Annotated in this window: 12 protein-coding genes and 1 other RNA gene; 8 read left to right on the top strand and 5 right to left on the bottom strand. The window is 40.2% G+C overall.

The genetic code is table 11. From position 1 onward, the window contains the following. Positions 1-958: 958 nt before the first annotated feature. Positions 959-1314: a transfer-messenger RNA gene (ssrA, locus tag AAEZ02_RS15120) on the bottom strand. 162 nt (positions 1315-1476) lie between these two features. Then, positions 1477-1968 carry an SsrA-binding protein SmpB gene (smpB, locus tag AAEZ02_RS15125; RefSeq protein WP_101032420.1) on the bottom strand — a complete coding sequence of 164 codons (492 nt, stop codon included), beginning with the start codon at positions 1966-1968 and terminating at the stop codon, positions 1477-1479. 250 nt (positions 1969-2218) lie between these two features. Between smpB and AAEZ02_RS15130 the strand changes: the two genes are divergently transcribed. Together AAEZ02_RS15130 and AAEZ02_RS15135 are read left to right on the top strand one after the other, a co-directional pair. Next, on the top strand, positions 2219-2653 hold the full coding sequence (locus AAEZ02_RS15130; protein WP_101032419.1) for an SRPBCC family protein: 435 nt from the start codon (positions 2219-2221) through the stop codon (positions 2651-2653). Next, a complete protein-coding gene (locus AAEZ02_RS15135) occupies positions 2646-2981 on the top strand; it encodes an RnfH family protein (RefSeq protein WP_101032418.1) in 336 nt (111 codons plus the stop codon). Before AAEZ02_RS15130 ends, AAEZ02_RS15135 begins: the two co-directional genes overlap by 8 nt. A gap of 162 nt (positions 2982-3143) precedes the next feature. Here the strand turns inward: AAEZ02_RS15135 and AAEZ02_RS15140 are convergent, their stop codons facing one another. Next, positions 3144-3647, bottom strand: a complete 504-nt coding sequence (locus tag AAEZ02_RS15140) for an outer membrane protein assembly factor BamE (RefSeq protein WP_101032417.1) — start codon at positions 3645-3647, stop codon at positions 3144-3146. A gap of 312 nt (positions 3648-3959) precedes the next feature. Here AAEZ02_RS15140 and AAEZ02_RS15145 point away from each other — a divergent pair, with 312 nt between their 5' ends. The 6 genes from AAEZ02_RS15145 to AAEZ02_RS15170 all read left to right on the top strand — a co-directional run bounded on the left by AAEZ02_RS15145 (position 3960) and on the right by AAEZ02_RS15170 (position 13315). Further along, positions 3960-4796 (top strand): SAM-dependent methyltransferase, encoded by an 837-nt coding sequence (locus tag AAEZ02_RS15145; protein WP_124012000.1) that lies wholly within the window; start codon positions 3960-3962, stop codon positions 4794-4796. Between the two features lie 350 nt (positions 4797-5146). Next, a complete protein-coding gene (locus AAEZ02_RS15150; protein WP_351123851.1) occupies positions 5147-5359 on the top strand; it encodes a hypothetical protein in 213 nt (70 codons plus the stop codon). Between the two features lie 50 nt (positions 5360-5409). Continuing rightward, a complete protein-coding gene (locus AAEZ02_RS15155) occupies positions 5410-7152 on the top strand; it encodes a tetratricopeptide repeat-containing diguanylate cyclase (protein WP_351123854.1) in 1743 nt (580 codons plus the stop codon). 1112 nt (positions 7153-8264) lie between these two features. Further along, entirely contained in the window at positions 8265-9917 is a 1653-nt protein-coding gene (gene aceB / locus AAEZ02_RS15160; protein ID WP_351075357.1) for a malate synthase A, read from the top strand. 96 nt (positions 9918-10013) lie between these two features. Beyond that, a complete protein-coding gene (aceA, locus tag AAEZ02_RS15165; RefSeq protein ID WP_124011997.1) occupies positions 10014-11330 on the top strand; it encodes an isocitrate lyase in 1317 nt (438 codons plus the stop codon). A gap of 521 nt (positions 11331-11851) precedes the next feature. Beyond that, entirely contained in the window at positions 11852-13315 is a 1464-nt protein-coding gene (locus AAEZ02_RS15170; RefSeq protein ID WP_502959317.1) for an HDOD domain-containing protein, read from the top strand. A gap of 145 nt (positions 13316-13460) precedes the next feature. Here AAEZ02_RS15170 and AAEZ02_RS15175 read toward each other — a convergent pair whose 3' ends face one another. Further along, positions 13461-14066, bottom strand: coding sequence for a nuclear transport factor 2 family protein (locus AAEZ02_RS15175; protein WP_351075355.1), 606 nt, complete (start codon positions 14064-14066; stop codon positions 13461-13463). 51 nt (positions 14067-14117) lie between these two features. After that, positions 14118-14942, bottom strand: a complete 825-nt coding sequence (locus tag AAEZ02_RS15180) for a M90 family metallopeptidase (protein ID WP_101032410.1) — start codon at positions 14940-14942, stop codon at positions 14118-14120. Positions 14943-15074 lie beyond the last annotated feature (132 nt).

Below are 15074 nucleotides of genomic sequence, written 5' to 3' on the forward strand. Positions count from 1 at the left end.
TTCTAATCATAATAAATACCTTTAAGATTTTGCTTATTTTAAGCTATAAATCTCTACAGTTTCATTAGACCATTACAGTCAGCTTCAACAACAGCGCTAAAAATGACTAAAGATAAAATAATATTTAAAACTTTGATTTTATTGTCTCCTCACGAAGTTAACAGGCTATCATCCAGCGTCTTGAATAAATATCTACTTCACTTTCATTAAATATATCAATGTAACCTATTGATGTAAATAGACTAATCCATCATCATCATCTAAGAATTCCAGGTTAGTCATTCCGCAAAATTGGACAAGAATATTTATAGGGTCTATTGCTACTACACATGGAAAATTAAGTTGTTGAAATATAGATGTTATATTTTTACACGCTAATTTATCGATGCCATTTGAGCTGATTTTTGCATCGCTAATAGTGGCCAATTCTTAGGGAATAATTATAACTGTACATTTACAGCTTGTAGGGAGTATGTCTGTAGCAGGATTTATTGAATAAATTAGTGACATTTAAAATCGGCTACTAACACATTTTGGGGCATAAACGTGTCAGATATACTGACTTTAAAAGGGACAAATTCAACTCTGAACTTGAGGACGTTGAAGAAAATAGCGTGAGCCTGACAGGACGTCAGGCTAGCTTTCGTTGGCCAAGGATGGCCTATCGGAAGCGTTAGCATTTTCGAATAAGACCGAGGCAAGATTCAAATGAGGTTAAAAGCTGGATCTGACCCCATGGCGACCTTTTCGCTGTTTGAAAATGTTGCGGGGCGGCTGGGAGTTCCAAGAGGGAATAGCCGTTGATTTCCTCTTGGTCTGGTGTGGGCGAAGCGCCACGACGTTGATGTTATTTTTTAAATTGAATGATTACGACCAGTTAATCGAAGTATAAAATGTTGCCACCCAAAAATAGACAAACAAAAAGGGCTTAGCATTGCTGCTAAGCCCTTCTATAAATTGGTGGAGGCGGCGGGACTTGAACCCGCGTCCAGAAAGCCTACATCCTCGGCACTACATGTTTAGTCTCTCTTTTATTTAACCAAGCAGTCTCCGAAAGACAGGATGCTACTTGGTGAGTCCGGTACTGTTTCGCGGTTCACCCCCGGACGGAGTTCCCTCGCTAGCACACTGTAATATGACCATCAGAATCCACTGTCCACGTGCGAAACGTGTGGTTGATGGCTAGCTAGCCTAAGCTGCTAGAGAGTAGTTAGAGTCGTTTGCAACTATAACGGTGCGGCTTTTTACGAGGCCAACCGCCCCTCGACATGCTCCTTGGGTTTCGTGAATCCTGTCGAATCCAGAATCGCCCCCAATTGAGTTAACTATAGCGTGTTGTTAGATGAATACCTAGCGTCCATTAACAAAATATAATCGTTTGTTCACTATCTGTTCGTAATAGGCTCAACTTCGTAATAGAGCTCTGTTAGTTAAAGACTTATCAGTGTTATTCACTTCAAAGGTCTATTGATGAGATTAAGCGTTCTCTTTGTCTTTTTTCATGACACGCGCTTTTTCAATTTTCCATTCGCGTTCTTTGGTGTCTTCACGTTTATCGTGATCTTTTTTACCTTTACCTAAACCTATTTCTACTTTTACCCAAGCGCCTTTACGCCAGTACATTGATAATGGCACTAAGGTGTAGCCTTGACGTTCAATTAGGCCGGCAAGTTTGTCAATTTCTTTGCGCTTTAATAGCAGTTTTTTTGTTCTGATGGGATCACATATTACATGGGTTGAAGCGGTATTAAGTGGTTGAATAGTACAACCATGCATAAAGGCTTCACCCTCTTTAATATATACATAACAATCAGATAAGTTGACTTTCCCCATACGAATGGACTTAACTTCCCAGCCCATAAGTTGTAATCCCGCTTCGACCTTTTCTTCGATGCGGTATTCAAAGGTCGCGCGTTTATTACGTGCGATGCTCGCTGAGGAATTTTTTGCTGATTTCTTTTTTACCATAGTTATTACCGTCTGATTGCCGTTATTGACCTGAAGGATGGTGCTGGACAACCCGCAGTGAGCCCATTTGATAAACTCTATTAAGTTAATCTATTAACTAATAGATATGGGGGAGATTTTTGATCTTTCAACGATTATACCCAGTTTCTTAGTGATTGTGTTATTTCCAACGTGATTTAACACTCTCAAAGATGCCTTTTTTGTTTAACGTGATAAAATCGGGCTATTGTATTAAGGATAGTGATGTCAGATGCCCAAGATTTCCAAGAATGTACTGGTTAGATTTAGTGCCTTACAGATGTATGATTTAGTCAATGATGTTGAATCGTATCATGCTTTTCTACCCGGATGTGTTGGGGGGAAGGTGCTTGAGTTTGATGGTAAAACCATGGTGGCTTCGGTTGATGTCAGTAAAGCGGGGATCAGTAAAACATTTACCACGCGCAATCAAGTTGTTCGCGCCAAATCGATTTCACTTGAATTGGAAAATGGCCCGTTTAAGTATATGCATGGCTTGTGGACATTTACCGAGCTGACTGAAGATGCCTGTAAAGTTGAATTCGATTTAGACTTCGAATTTTCTAGTGTGCTTGTTGATATGGCGTTTGGTAAGGTATTTAAGGATTTAATGTCGTCGATGGTGATGGCATTTACCGACAGGGCAAAGGTGATTTATCGTGATTAATGCAACAGAAAAATTCTCGGTAGATGTTATTTATGCATTGCCAAAACAACAGAAAATTATTCCGATTATGGTGTCGCCAGGAACCACATTTATTGAAGCCGTTAAGCAAAGTGATATGGTGCTATTTTTTCCTGATATTAACCTTGAAGAGGTTAAGCTTGGGGTATTTAGCCGTCAGGCTAAACATGATGAAGTGCTCGTTCCTGGGCAGCGTGTCGAAATTTATCGCCCGTTAATTGCAGATCCTAAAGATGTGCGTCGTAAGCGCGCCGAAAAGGCCAAAGATGAAGGTCGTATTAATAAAATTACCGGTGCCAAAGTCAACTAACCTTCGCTTAGGATACTAAACGGTTATCAAACCGCCCTTATGCCGAACTAAGGTTAATCAATCTCAACTCGGGCTAAGAGATGAGCTATATAGCAAAAAAAAAGCAGGCTCCTCAATAGAGGTCCTGCTTTTTTTTGCTTAAATCACATGGTGGCATTTGACTTATAACGCTTCATTATCGGTTTTAGCTTGATTTTTTAACGTCGGACGTTGCTCTTCAACCAAAGGTTTCGCATCTGGGCGAACTTCAGGTAATAAAGGCTTAAGATCAGGCTGGTTGACCGAGGGTAATGAGCTTTGCCCAAGCGGGGTATTAAAATCGTTACTGAGGTCATAATCACCCACAACACTGGAAACTTTGTCGCCATTAAAGTGAATAATCAATTCTTTATGGGTAATGCTAGCATCTCGACCACTTTTGAAATGATACACATAATACCAAGTGTCATCGGAGAAGCTGTCGCGCAATACTGGGCGACCTAAAATATATTCGGTTTGCTCTTTAGTCATGTCGATACGAAGTTTATCGACTTGCTGTGTTTCCATGTAGTTGCCTTGCGGCACGTCTGGTTTATAAATCAACCAATCAAACACACTGCATCCGCTAAGAGATAATGAAAGCGCTACTGCGCTTACAAGGGTAAGACTTTGTTTTTTGTTTATCATTGTCTGCGCTACTTCCTAAATTCTGTCGGTCATCATACCCAAGCTGTCCCTATGCTGACAAGGGGCTATTAGAAGATGTTGTGGCTTTGAGTCAATTTAGCGCGCTAAGTTCCATTTTTCGGAGAAATAAATTTATAGTAAATTTTCATTTTTATTTATCGTTACAGCAGAAATGTTGGTAAGATGTTGTTAAATTGTTCGATTTAAAACGCTCGAGCTAATATTTGTCGATATCAAATGCTATTTATGTATAAGTCACTGATAATTTATATTTTATATAAGTTGTAGTGATTACAATAATAAGAAACCACCATGACTATTCATCCATCGCAGGTAACAACATTAGCTAGTGCAAACCAAGGTAAGCTTATTTGTGTTGGAACCGGGTTACAGCTTGCTGGGCAAATAGGCTTATTAAGTTTGAGTTATATTGAACATGCTGATGTGGTGTTTTCGTTAGTGCCCGATGGTTTTTCTGAACGGTGGCTGATGTCGCTTAATGCTGATGTGCGTTCACTACAAGTTTACTATGCTCAACACGATGAGATAAAAAATCGCCGTGATACTTATGCTGAAATGATCAATGCCGTTTTAGATGAAGTGCGCCTAGGGAAATTAGTTGTGTGCGCATTATATGGGCACCCAGGGGTGTTTGCTTGTGTGGCGCATTTATCCATTAAACAAGCCCGTGCTGAAGGTTACGACGCGAGCATGTTACCGGGGATTTCAGCCGAAGCGTGTTTGTGGGCCGATTTAGGCATCGATCCTGGCAATAGTGGTCACCAAAGCTTTGAGGCTACTCAATTCATGCTTTATCACCATGTCCCTGATCCTACCACGCACCTGTTACTTTGGCAGATAGCCCTTGCTGGCGAACACACCTTGACTCAATTTAGTACCACTGAAGCGAGATTGCAGGTTTTGGTTGAACATTTATCTCAGTGGTATCCGCTTAACCATCAAGTGATTATATATGAAGCAGCAAATTTGCCATTTCAATCACCAGTGATAGAGCGTATATCGCTGTCGGCATTGCCAGAGGCTAGGTTAACGACGATTAGCACATTATTGATCCCTCCTGCGAGCCAAATCACTCTTAACCATGAAATGTTGGCTAAATTAGGCATAACAGCATTAGATATGGGGTAAGTGACTGTTAAAATTAAAAGATTATACGATACAATAAGAGAGTTATTATGGTTAACATGACGATTTTTTTATAAAGCTGGATATGGATGCAGCAATGATGGAATACCCTTTTGCCAATGTTAATCGGCACATTTAGAATATGGCTCATTGAAATTGTCAGCTAATGTAAGGGTAACAACTAGCACCGTTTGTTGTTAATTCCACTGGAGTGTAAAGTACACTCCAGCTTATGAACGCTAGCTAAATCAGTAGCATGCTCTTTAGGTGTTGAGTTGCAACCTGTTATGTCATTATGATTATGAATTAACAATAAAAAACTATAATAAATTCTTAAAATAGAGAGCAATAACATGTCGAACATAAGTACATTTTTTACTAAACTGGGGACTAATGCTGCGCTATTAGAAGCATATAAGCGTGATCCTCGCGGCGTAATGAAATCAAATGGATTAACAGAAGAAGAGATTGAAGCGGTAAAGTCTGGCGACAAAACGCGCATCAGCCAGTTGTCCGGCGACAAAGAAATGGCGATGTATTTGATTGTGCTAAATCCAACAGAGTAGTTATTTTGTTAAAAAAATTACCCTACATATTTATAATCTTTGTATCGTTTTTGAGCTGTACGGCGATTGCCGCTAGCATTGATTATGATAAAGGCTTAGATGCTATTGAAAAGTCATTGCAGACTGATATTAATCAAGCCATTGAACAAATTGATGCTGCATTATCTTCTGAGTCATTGTTAAGGGCTCAACAACACAGTCGTTTGTATGGGTTATTAAGTGCAAAGTATATTTATTTGGGCGATTTTGTTGAAGCGGATAAGGCATTAGATAAAGCGTTAACGTTTAACCCAAAAGGGGAAGTTCTGACAAATATTTATTTATTTAAAATTACCGTAAATATAGCGCAGCGAAACTATCAACGAGCTTTTTCTCTCTTAGAGGAAAATTTTTCTCGTATCGAAAATTATCAAGATAACAGCATAAAAATAAAGTCTTATAATCGCTTGTCGAACGTGTACTTACAACTCGGTGCTTATGACGAAATGCTACGAATTTCACAATTAGCACTGAGTTTAAACCAGGGTGCAGATCCACGAAATCAATGTTTTTCAATGCTACTCCTTTCTGTAGCGCATTTAAAATTACAGCACTTTGATCAAGCTGAAACATTATTCAAAGACACCCGAGTGTATTGTAAAGATCATGGCCTTCCTTTAATTGAGATTATGTCTATTAAGGGGCAAGGCAATGTGCTGTTTGATAAAGGACAATATGCGGCAGCCGAAAGTTTGTACCTAGTGGCTTTAGAACGCTACCAAAAGTTTAAATTTAAAGTTGAAATAAATGAAATACAGTCTTATTTAAGCGTTATTTATTTTCATTCAGGCGATTACCAACAAGCTAAAATGTTTGCCCAATTAGTCAATGCTTTACCTAATAAACCCAGTAACATGCAAGTAAAAAAGCGTGTTAATGAAGTCCTTTCTTTGATTGCAGGTAAACGTGGTCACTTTGATAAAGCGTACCAATATCAAGTTGTCGCTTCTGCACTGGCTAAGCAATTGCTTGATGAACAGAAAGTAAAAGAAAATGCTTATCAAATGGCCCGCTTTGATAGCGTTGAAAAAAATCGTGAGAATACCAGTTTGATCCAAGATCACGAGTTACTGATAAAACAAAAAGATTTAGTCATGAAGGAAAAAAGCTCCTCCATCATGATCTCAACGTTACTTGTGGGTCTTTCTGTTGGTTTATTATTGTTATTGGTATCTGCTTGGTTGCAACGTAATCAATTTATGAAACAAGCGCAGCGAGATGGATTAACGGGGATTTTTAACCGCCGTACAGGACAAGAGATGGCGGAAAATGAATTCATTCAAGCTCAAACGCTTGGCGAGTCATTCTCAGTTATGTTGATGGATTTGGACTTATTTAAAAATATTAATGATCAATATGGCCATGCCACCGGTGACTGGGTATTAAAAAAGGTGACTCATGTGATTGGTGATATGTTGAACTCTACTCATATTTTTACTCGAATGGGCGGGGAAGAGTTTGCTATCTTTATGCCCAAGCAGACTGAAAATATAGCTGCTGATTTAGCCGAACAGATCCGCAGTGAAGTTGCCAATATTAACACTCGTTTCTCTGGCCACGATTTTACGGTTACCATCAGTTGTGGCATTAGCAGTGTCGATAAAAATGATTTAAGCCTTGATCCATTAATTCACCGTGCCGATTTAGCCCTTTATAAGGCCAAACATAACGGTCGAAATTGTGCGGTATGTTACAACGACACCATGAAACCGCCGTCATCAGACAAGCTGACAATAATCGAATCAGGCTTATGATAGCACCCCATGTCATTGCGGCTAAAATCGGCCCCCAGCTGTTGTGGTTAAGAGGGTAAAGTCTCTGCCCCAAGTTGCTTAAAGCAAAATCCTATCAAGCCCCCTTGTAGCAAACATTAACCGCCCACCTTATGACTCTCTTTGTTAGCTCTTTCTCAACGCTTTCTCAATTTTTCCCGCCACGTAGCGTATAAGCATGACTCTGTTCACGCTAGAAATGGTTGATGAATTATCGATAAGTCGATAACTGCCATGCAGTGAGCGTAGCGTTGCGATCACCGCTGTTTAATACTTTCGACTGCACCATTTTGGTTCTCTATTGCCCCATTCGTGAACTTTTTTCATTTTTTAAAAAAAAAATTTAATTTTATTTAAAACAGACCAATCTGCTTGATCTTGTTGATCGGGTGACGTAACTCACACTTTTAAACGTCCTAATGTCTTTTTTTATAACGTTTACGTGAACGTAAATTTAAAACGGTTGTTTAAATTTTTGAGTTGACTGCTTTAGTTTAGTATCCTGTTTTTAAACAATAAAATGCAGTTACGTATAGGTAAGTTAAAAACGTTATCAAATTGTTTAATTCAACAATGTAGACTAAAGTTATGTAAATTTATATTTACATCAGGTAATTAAATTACAAGCTTTTATACTATTTCAGTTTGCTGGTCAATTGGTAAGATGAATTTATACCCACTCATTTAAAGTATAAGCTCTAATTATTAAAGTTAATATTAATCATTAGCTTAATTGGTTTTAATTCTTTGGTATTACCAATTTGCGTGATCGTCGACACTGTGTTTAAGGCAGTTTGGTAAAGTATTAACTGTTGCAATTACAAACGTTTTTGGTTAGTTTTTAGTACGAAACAAACATTTGAACGTTTGTATTATTAACTTTCAGGTTAACCATCAGCTTCAGTTAACTATTATTTGCATACTCTTTATTGAACTTGATTTGAAACATTTAAGCGTAAGCCGTGATAGTGGTGCTTAGCTTTACGATTCAATGTGAGTGATAGCAATAACTAGCCTGTTTAAGTAATGAAGCATGACAACCAACATCAACACATATAGCACTATCAACACTGATAGCACTTAGGGAGCCAAATATGACGGCAGAACAATTGGTAGCTCAACACAGTAAGTCCACAGCAAATGCTGATGATTCGCTTAAAACCGATCTCACGTTTATTGGTCCCACTGTCAACGGCCAAGACGAGGTCTTTAACTCTGGCGCCGTGACTTTCCTTGATTCGTTATGCGCAAAGTTTGTTGATGAAGTACCTGAGTTGTTAAGTAAACGTCAACATAAACAAGCCCGTATTGATGGCGGTGAGTTGCCAGACTTTTTACCTGAAACTCGTGCGATACGTGATGGTGATTGGACTATTCGCGGCATGCCTGAAGATCTAACTGACCGACGTGTTGAAATTACTGGTCCCGTTGACCGTAAAATGATCATCAACGCGATGAACGCCAATGTAAAAGTGTTTATGGCTGACTTTGAGGACTCCTTAGCACCAAGCTGGCTAAAGATTGTAGAAGGTCAAATTAACCTTCGTGATGCCGTACGTGGTGATATTGATTTTACCGCCCCAGAAACAGGTAAGCATTATTCGCTTAATCCAGACCCAGCAGTATTAATTGCACGTGTACGTGGTTTGCATCTTATTGAAAAACACATTGAATACAAAGGTAAACCTATTCCTGGTGGTTTAGTTGATTTCGCAATGTACTTTTATCATAACTATCGCCAACTGTTAGCTAACAACTCAGGACCTTACTTTTATATTCCTAAGCTAGAAAGCCATCTGGAAGCGCGTTGGTGGGCGAAAGTCTTTGCCTTTGTGGAAGAGCGTTTTTGCTTACAGCCTGGCACGATTAAATGTACGTGTTTAATTGAGACTTTACCTGCGGTGTTTGAAATGGAGGAGATCCTTTATGAGCTTCGTTCGAACATTGTCGCGCTTAATTGTGGTCGTTGGGACTATATCTTTAGCTATATTAAGACATTAAAGAAATACCCTGATCGTGTGTTACCAGACCGTCAAGCCGTGACCATGGACACTAAGTTTTTAAGCGCCTATTCACGCTTACTGATTAAAACCTGCCATAAACGCGGCGCATTAGCGATGGGTGGTATGGCGGCGTTTATTCCAGCCAAAGATGAAGCGACTAACGAACTCGTATTGCAAAAAGTACGTGGCGATAAAGAGTTAGAAGCCCGAAATGGTCACGATGGTACTTGGGTTGCTCATCCAGGTTTAGCCGACACCGCAATGAAAATTTTTAATGATTATATTGGTGGCGATAGAACCAATCAATTGCATATTACCCGTGATGTGGATGCGCCGATTTTAGCCAGCGAATTACTTGAGCCTTGCGATGGAGAGAAGACGGAAGCGGGAATGCGTTTGAACATCCGCATTGCTTTGCAGTACATCGAAGCATGGATCCAGGGTAATGGTTGCGTACCGATTTACGGTTTGATGGAAGATGCTGCTACAGCAGAGATATCGCGCACTTCAATTTGGCAGTGGATCCAACACGGCAAGAGCTTATCAAATGGCAAATTAGTCACCAAAACATTATTTAAAGACATGTTGAAAGAAGAAATGGCCAACGTGAAGAAAGAGCTCGGTGCTGAACGTTTTAATGCTGGCAAGTTCACTGTAGCAGCAGGGCTGTTCGAGCAAATTACCACTTCAGATGAGCTAGTCGATTTCTTAACATTACCAGGATATGAACTGCTAACGGCTTAATACGCCAGTTATCAGAATATTAATTACAACACTACTGAATTAGGCAAAGTCGAAAAATTCACTTTGCCGACCCATTACACAGGAAGGAGCGACATTATGACTACACAACTAACTCGTCAGCAACAGGTTGATGCTATTAAGAAAGATTGGGCTGAAAATCCACGTTGGAAATCGGTTAAGCGTCCTTTTACCGCTGAAGAAGTCGTCGCATTACGTGGCTCTGTCGTGCCAGAAAATACGATTGCGAAACTGGGTGCCGCAAGATTGTGGGCTCTGGTTAATGGCGGCGCTAAGAAAGGCTACGTTAACTCTCTTGGTGCACTTACAGGTGGTCAAGCTGTACAACAAGCAAAAGCGGGTATTGAAGCGATTTATTTATCAGGCTGGCAGGTTGCTGCGGACGCTAACTTAGCGGGCACTATGTATCCTGACCAATCACTATACCCAGCTAACTCTGTACCAGCAGTAGTAAGCCGTATTAATAACTCATTCCGCCGCGCTGACCAAATTCAATGGGGCAAAGAAGTCAATCCTGGTGATGACAATTACACTGACTATTTCCTACCTATTATTGCAGATGCAGAAGCGGGTTTTGGTGGCGTACTAAATGCTTTCGAACTAATGAAGTCGATGATTGATGCTGGTGCTGCTGGGGTTCACTTTGAAGACCAACTCGCGTCTGTTAAAAAGTGTGGTCACATGGGCGGTAAAGTTCTAGTGCCAACCCAAGAAGCAGTACAAAAGCTTGTTGCTGCCCGTTTAGCTGCAGATGTGAGCGGTGTAGATACGTTAGTTATTGCACGTACTGATGCTAATGCTGCCGATTTAATGACTTCAGATTGTGATGAATATGACCGTGACTTTGTGACAGGCGAGCGAACTAACGAAGGTTTCTACCGCGTTAAAGCTGGCTTAGACCAAGCGATTTCTCGTGGTCTTGCCTACGCACCTTATGCTGACTTAATTTGGTGTGAAACCGCTAAACCTTGTCTTGAAGAAGCGAAGAAGTTTGCTGATGCCATTCATGCACAGTACCCAGATCAACTACTTGCTTATAACTGTTCTCCTTCGTTCAACTGGAAGAAGAACTTGGATGATGTAACAATTGCTAAATTCCAGCAAGAGTTATCAAACATGGGCTACAAGTACCAGTTCATCACGTTAGCAGGCATTCATAACATGTGGTACAACATGTTCGATTTAGCCTATGACTATGCACGTGGCGAAGGCATGAAGCATTATGTTGAAAAAGTACAAGAACTTGAATTTGCTGCAGCTAAGAAAGGTTACACTTTCGTGTCGCATCAGCAAGAAGTGGGTACTGGTTACTTCGATCAAGTAACAACATGTATCCAAGGCGGTAAGTCTTCAGTAACTGCACTAACGGGCTCTACTGAAGAAGAACAGTTCTAAGATAGTTGCCTGACCATTTTACAAGCTTAGTCACTTTGTGACTGTTGTAACCCCGTGCGGCTCACCTACAGGTCGTACGGGATTTTTATCCAAGTATGATGGATTATAAGTATATGCTTAGTTGTTGATCCTGATTGTTTGGGTACTTCCTCCCGGTAAGCTTTTTTAACCACATTATTTGTGATTGCGGCTCTTGCGAGCCGTTTTTTTTTACCTACTCATTTATCCAAAAATCCCACGGATTGACCTTAATATGGCATTGGTGGGTTGCACCTCAGACCACTCCTAAGCAAAAAGATAAGCAGAGCCTAAATAAAGTGATTAATCACAATATAAATTGTCGTTTATTCAGTGTGCTAGAGTCAATTTTGTTAACTTGCCAGTCAGTATGATTGAGGATGCCGAAAGTGTTGTTTTTGCGTTGATACGTGAGCTAGCTTGAGCGAGTAACAATATCTACAAGACACTGTGATGAAATTGAGTATACTGAAAATAATATTTGTTACATTTAGGCTGTTTTTTTGAAACCTATGACTCCGCAAAAAGGGGCTGATTACTGGACTAAACGGATCAGTGATCAAGAAATGCCTGCATTATGTTCAACCGTGCTTGATTTAGAAAGGCTGGCAAAAGACGATGTGTCTTCGTTATCTTTATTAGGTCGAAGTGTGATGCACGATAACGCATTAACGTCACGTATTTTACGAGTGGCTAACAGCGCCATATACAACAAAGGCATTAGTCAAGTCTCAACGGTTAGCCGCGCGGCTGTGGTGCTAGGTTTTGATACTATTCGCAATATCTGTCTTACCGCTAAATTACTGACCAGCTTATTAGAAAATAAACACCTTTCAGAAGGTGTTTACCAGCGTTTATTAAAGCTGATGGCGCAGTCATTTCAAGCGGCGATGTTGGCTCGAATGATGATGAGCGACAAGGGCGAGTCGTTGCGTGAAGAAGTGTTTATTGCCTCTTTGTTATATCGGATAGGTGAAAGTGCTTTTTGGAGTATGGGTGGTGAGCAGACCGAGCAACTGGATAAAAAATTATTAACCATTGAGGATAACATTGAGCAAAAATCACTGATCCGAGCTGAACTTGGCACCTCATTTCCTCAGCTTACCCAAAGTATTGCCAGAAGTTGGGGTTTAGGTGAAGTATTGATTAAGTCTTTAGCACAACCTGATGAGCGCATGCCTGAGATCCGTTGTATATTTTTAGCGAATAAGTTATCAGAAATTGTTTCTCAGCCTAACGTTAATGCTGAAGAATTACATAAGCGCTTATCCCAAGCCGCAGACATGTTAGACATCAGTGTGGATGAGTTTACACAACGATTCATTGATTGCAGTGACATCACCCATAAGTTAGCCATTGAATATGGTGCCAAAGCCATAGTGTCTTATTTACCTAATACTGGCGACGTATTAGAAAAAGCCGATTCTCCGATTGAGCCCACAGAGATACGACAAACCAACCAAGGTTATCAATTAAGCAAATTGAGGCAACTCACTCATTATGCGGTGGAGAAAACTGATTTTAATCAAATAATGCACACCACATTAGAAGGGATGCTAACCGGTGTTGGCTTGGATCGTTGTGGCGTGTTGTTACTATCACCGAGCCGTAAATTATTACAACCCAGAGTGATGATGGGTGATGGTGCAGAGTTATTAAAACAAGCCTTTGTGATTGAACTTGATGATCCAACATCGGTTTTCACTCAATGTGTGGGGCAAAAAAAGAGCTTTTGGGTAAATACACCAACCAGTAATGAATGCAAAGTACAAGTTGATGATGTGCTAGTTGAACGTTTTTCTCAACATGGTTTTTTATTAGCGCCACTCTGTGTAGGTCATAAAGTGTTAGGGTTATTCTATGCCGATAGGCAGGGTTCTGAACGTCATTTTGAGCAAGAAGATTTCGACAGTTTTACACACTTTAGTGAACTAGCGAATGTGTGTTTTAGGGTGTCAATGACATAGAAGGATTATTGATTCTTGAATGCTGAATGTTGTGCAATTACCGACAATCTTAAAAGCTAAGCTTTAGATATTAGGTATTAGGTATTAGGTATTCAGTTTTATGGTGGTCATGATAATCGACAATGGCCACCATATCCTTAAATCCTTATTGCATAATTAAGCTGGTAATACGTTTAGCTTTGTCGTTTGGGATTGGGAAACTCAAATGATACTGAGCAATTTTCCAACCATCAACTGTTTGTACTAACGCGCCAGTACCACGGCTGACGCCATAAGCTGGGCTGTAGAGCTGTTCGTCAAATACAATCGTATCGTCAATTTGTAACAAGTGACGCGATTTTACATCGTAGTGCCAACCTTGAGTGGGTTTAGCATAGCGCTCAAATTCAACCATATTCCAACGCTCTGATGCATCGGTGCCAATAAACACGGCTTGTGGGTGATAAAGACTAAAATAAGTACTCCAGTCTGCTGCAGCAGCACTTTCATGTAATTGATTTAATAAGCCACTAACAGCTTGGCTGTCTTTTGCAGATAAACCTTGGCTGTCAATTAACTCGTTTTTTTGATTGATGTCTTTAATCACAGCTTCGCTTTCGGAGCTCACTTGTTGACTCACGTGTTCATTTTTCGGCTCGGTTTGACTTTGTTCTGTGGTTAATTCTTCCGCCTGCGTTGCGTGTAAGTCAAAAGCCGTCACTGTGGTCATTAACACGGCAATAAAACCGAGTCGGTGGATAATTGATTGCATAGTATCCCTTTTCATATTGTGAATTATTATGATGTTTTTACTATTAGTATTCTAGTGCCAATTTATGGGATCTAGCTGATAAAATTGGCTCAATTCTTTATACAATTGTTGATGTTGTTGATAAAACTCTACAGGTCGTTCGAAAAAAGTTTCACTGATCACCGCAAAAAACTCCGCCGGATTGGTCGCGCCATAATAATTGAATAATGACGGGATATGATGCTGAGCGCAATACTGAAGTTGCTGAAACTCTTGCCCCAGTGTTGTTGACCATGAGCGATATGAAGTGATATCTCGCAGTGGAGGAGCGCCATTGGCGCTGCCATCTTCTTGATCAAGTTGATGAGCAAATTCGTGTATGACCACATTACTGCCATCAAATGGATCTGCCGCGCCTTCTACAGTGCTGTTCCATGATAAAACAACTTTACCATACTCCCATGATTCACCTAGCAAGACATTACGTTGGGTCGATTGTACTCCCCCGAGGCCAGTTCGGTTTTGCTCAACAATAAATGCACTTGGGTAGACTAAAATTTGCTTCAGTTTAGGGTAATAGTCGGTTTTACGGTTGAGTAATAATAAACAGGCTTGGGCTGCGATGGTGACTTTTACTTCGTCATTAATTTCGAATCCGTTACAACCCACAAATTGTTTTTCATCGATAAAGATTTGAATATGTTTTTTGAGCTGAAGCTGCAAATCCGTCGGCATGGCTTTAAAGTATGGAAAGCGGGTTTTCAATATGTTACGCCATCGTGTGGGAAATGGCTGACGGGTGACGATATTACGTTGACGGTTGATACGCCATTGACTACTGACGATCCACCCCACGGCTATCATTGATATAACGAGCAATATTATAATCGCGATCATAGACATGTCCTGGTGGTCGAAGGGGAGTTAAATTATTGTCTCGAACCCATCATTATTGATTACTGGAGCTTGCCGATGAGTGCATTGCTCATTTTTTCATACTGTGAGTATTAATAATTAATGGGGTAGCGA

Origin of the sequence: Shewanella sp. T24-MNA-CIBAN-0130 (genome assembly GCF_040310185.1) — a bacterium.
Lineage (GTDB): Bacteria > Pseudomonadota > Gammaproteobacteria > Enterobacterales > Shewanellaceae > Shewanella > Shewanella psychromarinicola.

Excerpts from the sequence above, each read along its gene's own strand:
- smpB (WP_101032420.1), bottom strand. The coding sequence starts at position 1,968 with ATGGTAAAAAAGAAATCAGCAAAAAATTCCTCAGCGAGCATCGCACGT.
- AAEZ02_RS15130 (WP_101032419.1), top strand. The coding sequence starts at position 2,219 with ATGCCCAAGATTTCCAAGAATGTACTGGTTAGATTTAGTGCCTTACAG.
- AAEZ02_RS15140 (WP_101032417.1), bottom strand. The coding sequence starts at position 3,647 with ATGATAAACAAAAAACAAAGTCTTACCCTTGTAAGCGCAGTAGCGCTT.
- AAEZ02_RS15145 (WP_124012000.1), top strand. The coding sequence starts at position 3,960 with ATGACTATTCATCCATCGCAGGTAACAACATTAGCTAGTGCAAACCAA.
- AAEZ02_RS15150 (WP_351123851.1), top strand. The coding sequence starts at position 5,147 with ATGTCGAACATAAGTACATTTTTTACTAAACTGGGGACTAATGCTGCG.
- aceB (WP_351075357.1), top strand. The coding sequence starts at position 8,265 with ATGACGGCAGAACAATTGGTAGCTCAACACAGTAAGTCCACAGCAAAT.
- aceA (WP_124011997.1), top strand. The coding sequence starts at position 10,014 with ATGACTACACAACTAACTCGTCAGCAACAGGTTGATGCTATTAAGAAA.
- AAEZ02_RS15175 (WP_351075355.1), bottom strand. The coding sequence starts at position 14,066 with ATGCAATCAATTATCCACCGACTCGGTTTTATTGCCGTGTTAATGACC.
- AAEZ02_RS15180 (WP_101032410.1), bottom strand. The coding sequence starts at position 14,942 with ATGATCGCGATTATAATATTGCTCGTTATATCAATGATAGCCGTGGGG.